At 33.9% G+C, this 10,257-nt stretch carries 6 protein-coding genes; all 6 read right to left on the bottom strand.

The features are described from left to right. Positions 1-52: 52 nt before the first annotated feature. Entirely contained in the window at positions 53-2,110 is a 2,058-nt protein-coding gene (locus tag B2145_RS08705) for an ATP-dependent helicase (RefSeq protein WP_291101062.1), read from the bottom strand. A gap of 431 nt (positions 2,111-2,541) precedes the next feature. Then, the gene (locus B2145_RS08710) at positions 2,542-2,967 is read right to left on the bottom strand and encodes a hypothetical protein (protein ID WP_291101065.1); all 426 of its coding nucleotides are present in this window, start codon (positions 2,965-2,967) and stop codon (positions 2,542-2,544) included. 387 nt (positions 2,968-3,354) lie between these two features. Continuing rightward, positions 3,355-4,539, bottom strand: coding sequence for an acetate/propionate family kinase (locus B2145_RS08715; protein ID WP_291101068.1), 1,185 nt, complete (start codon positions 4,537-4,539; stop codon positions 3,355-3,357). 2 nt (positions 4,540-4,541) lie between these two features. After that, on the bottom strand, positions 4,542-6,635 hold the full coding sequence (pta, locus tag B2145_RS08720; protein WP_291101071.1) for a phosphate acetyltransferase: 2,094 nt from the start codon (positions 6,633-6,635) through the stop codon (positions 4,542-4,544). Positions 6,636-6,696: 61 nt separating this feature from the next. Beyond that, positions 6,697-7,767, bottom strand: a complete 1,071-nt coding sequence (corA, locus tag B2145_RS08725; protein WP_291101074.1) for a magnesium/cobalt transporter CorA — start codon at positions 7,765-7,767, stop codon at positions 6,697-6,699. Positions 7,768-8,050: 283 nt separating this feature from the next. Further along, entirely contained in the window at positions 8,051-9,940 is a 1,890-nt protein-coding gene (gene dnaK, locus B2145_RS08730) for a molecular chaperone DnaK (RefSeq protein WP_291101077.1), read from the bottom strand. Positions 9,941-10,257 lie beyond the last annotated feature (317 nt).

Here is a 10,257-nt window from a genome sequence, read left to right on the forward strand (position 1 = left end):
CTGGCGGAGCCGTCTACTCGATTGTGCGTTTGTGCTTTTTTTCGGTACTATTTTACCCAAAGTCCATACCATAATCAATATTTAAATTATTTGGTTTGTCTAAATCTTTAACTTCTCTTCTTTGAACTTCAATTATTCCTTGCTCCGCAATTTCGTCAGGTAATCCATTTAGAAAATATTGTTCTTCAATTGTAATTAAATCCTCATTGTTTTCATTTGTACTTTCTGTTGGTAATTCATTTCTTGATTCTGCATAGATAGATTCTACATTTCTTGTAATTATCAATTCATTTTTAGCTCTTGTCAAAGCAACATATAAAACACGTCTATCTTCTTCAATTTCATCTAAATTACCTATTGACATTTGTGACGGAAAGGCTTTTGGAGAAACATTAACGACAAAACAAATATCAGATTCTAAACCTTTTGCAGAATGAATTGTAGAGATAATAACTTTATCTTTATCTTTTTCAGTTTGATTTAATTCACTTGATGCAGGCGTAGTTGATGCGTCTAAAAGACATTCTGTAATAAACTGTCCTAAATCAGAGTAATTACTTGCTAAAACTCCCAAAACTGGAAAATCAGGACGTCTTTTATTATCCCAATCTTCTTTATATATTGAAGATAATTTTTTCTCCATTAACTGATATGCACCAATCAATGCTTTTTGTACGTCATATCGATTTTCTAAAATACATTTTAAAACTTGCGGTATAATTACATTAACATCATTTTTATGTATTGAATTTAACCAAATGATGCATTCATCTATATTTGTAAAATTTAATATTTCAGTTATGTATCTAGCAGCTTTAATCTCGCCAATGCCTTCCCATAAAGTTAAAAAACGTATCCAAGCAATTTCATCATCCATATTGTTTACAATTCTTAATGCTGAAATAACGTCTTTTATATGTGCGGATTCCATAAATTTTCTTCCACCGTATTTTACGTAAGGTATTTTCTTTTCAATGAATACAGCTTCTAAAGTTCTTGTGTAAAAACCGGAACGAGTAAGAACTAAATGGTCAGAATAAACTTTGCTTTTATGAGTGTAATTTTCAATTATTTTATCTGCAATCCAACGAGCTTCATCCCATACACTATTAACATTTAATATAATAGGCAGATTACCAATACCTCTAACAGAATGTAATTTTTTATTATAGTTTATAGTAGATTTTTCGAGAAGCCAATTAGATAAATTTAAAATTTCTTGAGTAGAACGATAATTATCTTCAAGTCTATAAATTTCAGAATCTTTTACTCTTTCAGTAAATAGATGCACATTTCTAAAGTCTGCTCCTCGAAAAGAATAAATGGATTGAGCATCATCGCCAACACAGAATAAATTACAAATGTTTTGAAACGGCTCTAAAAGTTCCCATTGTAGAGGATTTGTATCTTGCATTTCATCCACAAGGATGTGCTCATATTGAGAACTAATTAAATTTTTAGCTTGTTCATCAACTTTCATTCTAGTAGCAACAACTTGTAGAATGTCATCATAATCTAAATATTTACGTTCTTTTTTTCTTTGTTCATAATCTCTTAATATTATTTCAAGTTTTCCCTTTAAAACTTTAATTTTTTCTTCTGTTTCGCCGTCAAATTGATTATTAAGCAATTTAAATCTAATAGTTTCAGTTAAGTTCCTTTTTGTGTTTCTTGAAAAAGAGTACAAATCAATAAGTCCTTGAGGTTTAATTCTAATATCTTCAAAAACAACATTCTTTTTCCCACAAACCATTTTCATTATTGAAACTTGGTCGTCTTCATCAATAACTGTAAAAGATTTTGTCCCAAATAGGTTTGGATATTTCGTTAGTAATTGGTTGCACCAAGAGTGAAATGTAGAACCATTTAATGTTTGTGCTTGATTTATAGTTAAAGAAGCTTTTACTCTTGAAACAATTTCGCTTGCTGATTTCTTTGTAAAAGTCAGTATTTGTATTTTACTAGGACTTACACCTTGTGAAATTAAATAAGCCGCTCTTGAAATAATTGTTTTAGTTTTTCCTGTACCTGCACCAGCTAAAACAAGTAAATGTTTACCTTCATATACAACTGCTTTTTTCTGGCTTTCATTTAATTCATCCAAATTCATTTTTCTATTTTAATTGTTTCGGTTTTCGGTTTCTCGTAGCATAACGCACAACAAATAGGGCTTTGCGAAGTCCTTTGCGGATTCCGCAAAGGTCGAGTTGAGAGAAGATCTGAAAGAGCTTCCTCTCGCAAAGCCCTATTTGTTGGAGAGGAAGGCGGAGACTTCCTCTCCAACGTCCCGCTGCCTGTGGTCTGTTGTGGGACTTCGTAATTGCTTAATTTTAGGCTTTGCAGAATGTTGATGCGAAACGGTAATACCACTAAATTCCACAATAGCCACAGACAGCTGTTATGCCTTCGGTTTTTCTATTTATTCCAATATTCAATTTCAATTTTAATTTCGGTTTCGCTTCCGCACCGTTTAAGTCGGAAACAATTTTAAAATTTTCATTATGTCAGAATTTAAACAATTAAAAACACCAGAGATTATTTTTATTGATGATTGCGATGTTCAATATAATTTCCGTAAGCTATTACAAAATCTGAGTTATCATCGGAAAGTTCGATTTTATTTAATTCGGTTTTGTTTTTTAGCTTTATTTTTTCTCTTATTATATGGAATCCAGCAACTCCTTTAGGAGACATACAATCAGCAAACAAATCAAAATATTTATCTAAATCCATTTCATAATTCATAAAACCAATGTTTATACTTTTCAAATCCCAACTTATATTAAATGAAACAACATATTTTCCACTGGGAAACATTCCGCTTGGTAATTCGGTTGTTTTTGGTGTTTCACTTAATATTTTTTCAAAACTTAAATTATGTACCGCTAAAATATATTCAGCTTTTTTGATGTCGGTAGTGAAACCTCCTAAATCAAATTCTTCAATCTTATCAATGAATAATGTCATATTCTTTTTGGTATTTCGGTTCTTTAAACTGAGGCATAACTTGCATATATGTGCCATAAAATGGCTCCAATCTACCCAAATTTGGATGGCTTTGTGCCATAAAAGAAGCTGTTATTTATTTAGCTAATGTATTAATTTTTTCTTACAAATCATCAAATGAACTCTTTATATGTTGCAAACTTTTGATACCTTGGTTATGCAAAATCAATCGTTTGTTATGTCGCCCGCGTGCAATGTCATTAAGCTAAGGATTTATTTGTCATTTCGACCAACGGGAGAAATCACATAATATGAGCAACTCTAATGAGATTGCTTCGCCAGTTCGCTTTGCTCGTGTCCTCGTTCCTCGGAATGACAAGTGGAAGAGAGTTTTAAACCTATAAATTTCTATTTCAAAAGCAATTCATACACCTGATTGGCGATTTCGATTTCCTCATTGGTAGGAATGACCAAAATCTTCGTTTTCGATTGCGGAGCATTGATTTCTCTGATTTCTTTCGAACGCATATCATTTTTAGCTTCATCAAGTTCAATCCCAAAATACTCCATATCGGTGCAAACCAATTTTCGTATATAAGAAGAATTCTCTCCTATTCCTGCCGTGAAAATAATGGCATCCAGCCCGTTTAAAGCTGCCGTGTAAGAACCAATATATTTCTTGATTCGGTAAGCGTTCATTGCCAAAGCCAGTTGGCAATCTTTGTTTCCTTGCTCGGCATTCGATTGTATATCCCTCAAATCGCTAAAACCTGTAAGACCAAGCATTCCGCTTTGTTTATTCAACATCGTATTGACTTCATTTGGAGAATACCCCAAGGAATTTATCATGTAAAAGATAACCGCTTGATCCACATCACCACTTCTGGTTCCCATAATTAGTCCATTTCCTGGACTAAATCCCATGGAGTGATCAATACTTTTCCCGTCTTTTATGGCGGTCATACTGCAACCATTGCCCAAATGTATGCTGATAATTTTGGAACTGTTTTCCAAATAATTAATAGCTTTTTCTGAAACATATTTATGGGAAGTTCCGTGAAAACCATAGGCTCTAATTTTATTTTCGGTTAGCAAGAAATTAGGAATAGCATATTTATAAGCTACAACAGGCATAGTTTGATGAAAAGCAGTGTCAAAAACAGCTACCTGTTTTGCATCGGCAAAAATCTCTTCGGCGACAATTATACCTTCCAAATGCGCAGGATTATGCAAAGGAGCTAAATCGCACAATTGTCTAATTTCTTCTTTTACTTCTTTAGTAATCAATGCTGTGTCTGAAAAATAACTTCCACCATGTACTACACGATGACCGACAGCTTGTATTTCTTTGGTGCTTTTGATAACGCCCACTTTTTCATCCATCAACAAACGGGCTATTTTTTCCAAACCAATTTTATGATTGGGAATAGGCAATGTTTCCTCTACTTTGACTGTATTGGTAAGATAACTAAAATTTGAAGTTTCCAACCCTATTCTGTCAATCATCCCGGAACAAATGACTTCGCCGGTCGGCATTTCGATTAATTGGTATTTTATGGAAGAACTCCCCGAGTTTATTATTATTATTTTCATATTTATAATCCTTGTGCTTGAATGGCTGTAATTACAACCGTGTTTATAATATCGTCAACGGTGCAGCCACGGCTTAAATCGTTTACGGGTTTGTTTAATCCTTGTAACATTGGTCCTATTGCCAATGCTCCAGTTTCTCTCTGAACTGCTTTATAGGTGTTATTTCCTGTATTTAAATCAGGAAAAATCAATACGCTGGCGTGTCCTGCCACTTCTGAATTGGGCATTTTGCTTTGCCCCACTTCTGGATCAACGGCTGCATCATATTGAATGGGTCCTTCGATTTTTAAATCGGGACGTTTTTTCCTGACAATTTCCGTTGCTGCCCTTACTTTGTCTACCTCATCCCCTTTTCCGGAAGAACCGGAGGAATAAGAAAGCATTGCGATTTTCGGTTCAATTCCGAAAGCTAAACTGGATTCGGCTGATGAAATCGCAATTTCTGCCAACTGTTCCGCCGTAGGATTTGGATTGATGGCACAATCTCCAAAAATAGAAACCCGGTCTTCCAAACACATAAAAAATATGGAGGAAACCACTGAAGAATTAGGTTTGGTTTTGATGAATTGCAATGCCGGCAAAATAGTATGTTGCGTTGTGTGTGCAGCACCCGAAACCATTCCGTCAGCATCGCCTTTATAGACCATCATCGTGCCAAAATAAGAACCATCTTCCATTAAATCCTTGGCGATTTCCATGGTCATTTTCTTTTCTTTTCGCAACTCATAATAGGTTTTCACATAATCCTCATAATGCTCTGATTTTATTGGATTGATAATATGAACTTTAGTGAAATCGAAAGTCAAGCCTAACTCGGAAACCTTGTTTTCGATTTGTTTTTTATCGCCAATGATGGAAATATCGACCACATCCATTGCCAATAATCGGGCAGCCGCGATGATAATTCTGTCGTCATTTCCCTCTGGCAAAACAATGTGTTTACGATGTTTTTTGGCTCGTTTAACCAAGTTGTATTGAAACATTTTTGGGGTCATTCCTTCTGCTTCAAACTTGATAAACTTTTCAGTTAAACTATCTAAATCTACATATCTTTCGAAAGTGTCTATAGACGTTTGGATCTTTTGTTTATTATTGGCATAAATTTTAGGTTTTATATCACCAATTTTATTGGAAATCATATACGTCCCTCCTTCTACCGCAATAATGGGTACAATTGTAGAAAGTCCTTCAATCAGTTTTAGAATACTGTCTTCCGGAACGATGTTACCCGTCAATACTATTCCTGAAATTGTAGGATAATTTACGGATTCATTCGCCTGCAATGCGCCCAAAATAATGTCGGCTCTATCTCCCGGGGTAATTACAAGGGCATTGTCTTTTAAATTCAGTAAATAATTTCGTAATTGCATAGCTCCTATACTAAAACTCCCAATTTGATTATTCAAAAATGACGCTCCAAATAAAACCTTTGCATTCAAAGCTTTTACAATCTCTTGAATCGTTGGATTGTTTAAACTCGAAATAATTGGGATTGAATTAATCAAAATTGTTTCGGGTAAACTTTTTTTCAATCCTTCTGTCACTAATTCAATATTTTCGGGTTGCACTTTATTGGCAATTACCGCCAAGACTTCCACCTCTTTTACTTTGAAGGAATCATAAGCCAAGTAAAGGCTGTCAACTAATTCATCCAATGTTTTTCCAACACCAGAACCTACAATAATTGCTGGAATCCCCAAGTTTTTGGCAATTAGAACATTCATATCTAATTCGATTACCGTGCCTTCGCCCGTGAAACTGGTGCCTTCGACCAAAACAAAATCAAATCGTTCTTCAAGCCGTTTATATTTTTCGATAATTAAATCGATTACTTCACCTAGTTTTCCTTTGTTCTTTTTCTTGATCAATTTGCTTTTGGTAATGGCATAAGCATCATGAAATTCGATATCTAACCCAAAATGGTTAATTACGGTTTCAATGTGATTATCCAAATTTCCCTCTTCAAAATCTTCAACGATAGGTCTAAAATAACCCACTTTGGCCGTTTTGTTGATAAGCATGCTCATTATGCCTAACGTGACGATTGATTTTCCGCTATTTTCTTCGCTAGTGGCGATGTATATGGCTTTATTCATTATTTTATTATTAAATTTTAATTATTTCTATTCTATTTATTTGATTTTTTATTTCTAAAAATTAAAACCACCGACGTCTTTTAAAATAATATAGCATAGCCAGTACTATTAAAACCATAATGCCAATAATCGTGTAATATCCATTTTGGTATTCCAATTCCGGCATATATTTGAAATTCATTCCATAAACACCCACGATAAAAGTAAGCGGAATGAATATTGCCGAAACAATGGTCAGGGTTTTCATAATTTCGTTCATCTTGTGTGTTTGTGCCGAGAAAAAGAAATTGGAGGCACTTTCTAGCGAACCCATATCGGATTCTATTTGTTCTAGAAGTTCCAAACTTTTTTGATGCAGTCTGGCAAAAAAGGTGAAATTTTCTATCTCTATTACATTAAAAACATTGTCATCTTTTATACTTTTTATATCGTATAAAGAATCACGAAGGGGAATAATGGAACGTTTCAGAAAATTGAAATTATCTCTGTGTTTTTCGATTCTTTCCAAAATTATTGGATCGGCACTTTTTTTGGTAAGATTAATCAACTCTTCAATTTTATCCTCCTCACTTTCTATGGTTATGTAGAAATTTTCCATAATGGCATCGAGAAGTAGGTACAACAAATAATCGGCTTTTTTTACCCTTATTATCCCAGAATGCATTCGTATACGCTCCCGAATATGAGTGAAAAAATCAGACCTTTTTTCTTGAAAAGAAATTAAAATGCCGTCTTTAATTAAAAAACTAATTTGCTCGACACTAATATTATCAGAGCTCTCAGTGGGTAATAAAGATTTTATATTAAAAAACAAAACGTCTTGTTGTTCTTCAATTTTAGTCCTTCTGGAGGTATTCAAAACATCGGCAAGCAAAAAATTATCTATCTCAAAATAATTAGCTATAGATTTTAGCAGGTCAATATCATTTAAACCGTGAATATTGAGCCAGTTTGTTTTCTGGTTATTAATACTTTTTTCTAAATCAGTAACGATAAAATCCTCATATTCAGACAAATCAGAATCATCATAAACAAACAGTTGCATTTCTGAATCAGTTTTTTTATGAATCCCGGTATATTCCAAATTATTAGTTTGGAACTTTCTATCTTTCTTATATTTTATCTTTCTCATGCAAACTATTTATGTGGTAAAATTACGGAAATCTATTATATCGAATTGTGATATTTATCATTTGATGGATATAAAACCAAAAAAAGATGGTTTTTGATTATTTTTTTGGAAATAGAAACAAAAAAAACCGAGCTAATAAAGCAAACCCGACAGGTTTTAAAAACCTGTCGGGTTTAACAAAAAACCGAGCCATTTCTGACTCGGTTTTCCTTATTTAGATCCCGCAAAAAAGCGGGATAAGCGATTCACACAATTTTTTTTTTACAAAAAATTGGTTCTCTGCTTATTTTACTTCTTCGAATTCAACATCCTCAACATTGTCTCCACCTTGCGCTTCTCCACCTTGTGGTTGTGCTTCGGCTTGACCTTGTTCTCCTTGGGCATACATTGCTTCTGTAGCTGTTTTCCAAGCTGCGTTGATTTTGTCAAGTGCTACTTGAATTGCATCAACATCTTGAGATTGGTGAGCCATTCTCAATTCAGTCAAAGCATATTCGATTGCTACTTTGTTATCATCTGTTAATTTAGCTCCAAGTTCTTTCAATTGAGATTCAGTTTGGAAAATCATTCCATCTGCTTCGTTCAATTTTTCAGCTCTTGCTCTTGCGATTTTATCAGATTCAGCGTTAGCTTCAGCATCTTTTTTCATTCTTTCGATTTCTTCAGAAGTCAATCCAGAAGAAGCTTCGATACGAATATCGTGAGATTTTCCAGTTCCTTTGTCAGTTGCCGAAACTTTGATGATACCATTAGCATCAATATCAAAAGTCACTTCAATTTGCGGAACACCTCTTGGTGCTGGTGGAATACCATCTAAATGGAAACGACCAATCGTTTTGTTATCAGTAGCCATTGCTCTTTCTCCTTGCAAAACGTGAATTTCAACGCTTGGTTGTGAATCAGCAGCTGTAGAGAAAACTTGTGATTTTTTAGTTGGAATAGTTGTGTTAGACTCAATTAATTTTGTCAAAACACCACCCATAGTTTCGATACCTAAAGATAAAGGTGTAACGTCAAGTAACAATACATCTTTTACGTCTCCAGACAAAACTCCACCTTGAATAGCTGCTCCAATTGCAACAACTTCATCAGGGTTAACTCCTTTAGACGCTTTTTTACCAAAAAATTTTTCAACTTCTTCAGCAATTCTTGGCATACGAGTAGAACCTCCAACAAGAATAACTTCGTCAATATCAGAAACAGATAAACCTGCATCTTTAAGCGCTTTGGCAACTGGTGCCATAGAACGTTTAACTAATGAATCAGTTAATTGCTCAAATTTAGCTCTAGTTAATTTTTTTACTAAGTGTTTTGGTCCTGAAGCTGTAGCCGTAACATAAGGCAAGTTGATTTCAGTTTCAGCAGAAGAAGACAATTCAATTTTTGCTTTTTCAGCAGCTTCTTTCAAACGTTGCAAAGACATTGGATCTAAACGTAAATCAATACCTTCTTCAGTTAAAAATTCAGCAGCTAACCAGTCAATAATTTCGTGGTCAAAATCATCTCCACCCAAGTGAGTATCTCCATTTGTAGACAATACTTCAAAAACTCCGTCTCCTAATTCAAGAACAGAGATATCAAATGTACCTCCACCTAAATCGTAAACGGCAATTTTTTGATCTTTTCCTTTTTTATCCAAACCATAAGCCAAAGCTGCAGCTGTAGGTTCGTTGATAATACGCATTACTTTAAGACCTGCAATTTCACCAGCTTCTTTTGTAGCTTGACGTTGTGCATCATTAAAATAAGCAGGAACAGTGATAACTGCTTCAGTAACTGTTTGACCTAAATAGTCTTCAGCAGTTTTTTTCATTTTTTGAAGCGTCATTGCTGACAATTCTTGTGCAGAATACAAACGACCGTCAATATCAACACGTGGTGTATTGTTGTCGCCTTTTACTACTTTGTAAGAAACTCTTTTTGCTTCATTGGTAATTTCAGCAAAAGAATGACCCATAAAACGTTTAATAGAAGCAATTGTTTTAGTAGGATTTGTCACTGCTTGTCTTTTTGCAGGATCACCCACTTTAATTTCGCCACCTTCAACAAAAGCGATGATAGATGGTGTTGTTCTTTTTCCTTCAGCATTAGGGATTACTACTGCTTCATTACCTTCCATTACAGAAACACAAGAGTTTGTCGTACCTAAATCAATTCCGATTATTTTACCCATTTTTATTTATATTTAATTTTTATTGAATACTTATTTTAGCAACTCGAGTTGCAATAGTCAATCTTTGTGCCAAGACAAAAAACCGAATGAATTGTCAGTTTTTGTTAAAATTGTCGTAAAACAATATGACAAGATGACATTTTGAGTTGAGTGATTGTTAAATGTAGAAATGGATAAAAATGATTTCTTAGCAACAAAAAATATGAAAATAAAAATAATTTTAATCCCTATTTATATTTCGAGAAGCAATTAATACCGCTAGTTATTTCAAATTAGTCCAATAAAAATTGAACTAAATGAAATATACAGCGGCATTA

Origin of the sequence: Flavobacterium sp. UBA5153 (genome assembly GCA_002413745.1) — a bacterium.
Classification (GTDB): domain Bacteria; phylum Bacteroidota; class Bacteroidia; order Flavobacteriales; family Flavobacteriaceae; genus Flavobacterium.

What these genes read in the sequence shown, in the direction of transcription:
- B2145_RS08705 (WP_291101062.1), bottom strand. Translation starts at nt 2,110, where the DNA reads ATGAATTTGGATGAATTAAATGAAAGCCAGAAAAAAGCAGTTGTATAT.
- B2145_RS08710 (WP_291101065.1), bottom strand. Translation starts at nt 2,967, where the DNA reads ATGACATTATTCATTGATAAGATTGAAGAATTTGATTTAGGAGGTTTC.
- B2145_RS08715 (WP_291101068.1), bottom strand. Translation starts at nt 4,539, where the DNA reads ATGAAAATAATAATAATAAACTCGGGGAGTTCTTCCATAAAATACCAA.
- pta (WP_291101071.1), bottom strand. Translation starts at nt 6,635, where the DNA reads ATGAATAAAGCCATATACATCGCCACTAGCGAAGAAAATAGCGGAAAA.
- corA (WP_291101074.1), bottom strand. Translation starts at nt 7,767, where the DNA reads ATGAGAAAGATAAAATATAAGAAAGATAGAAAGTTCCAAACTAATAAT.
- dnaK (WP_291101077.1), bottom strand. Translation starts at nt 9,940, where the DNA reads ATGGGTAAAATAATCGGAATTGATTTAGGTACGACAAACTCTTGTGTT.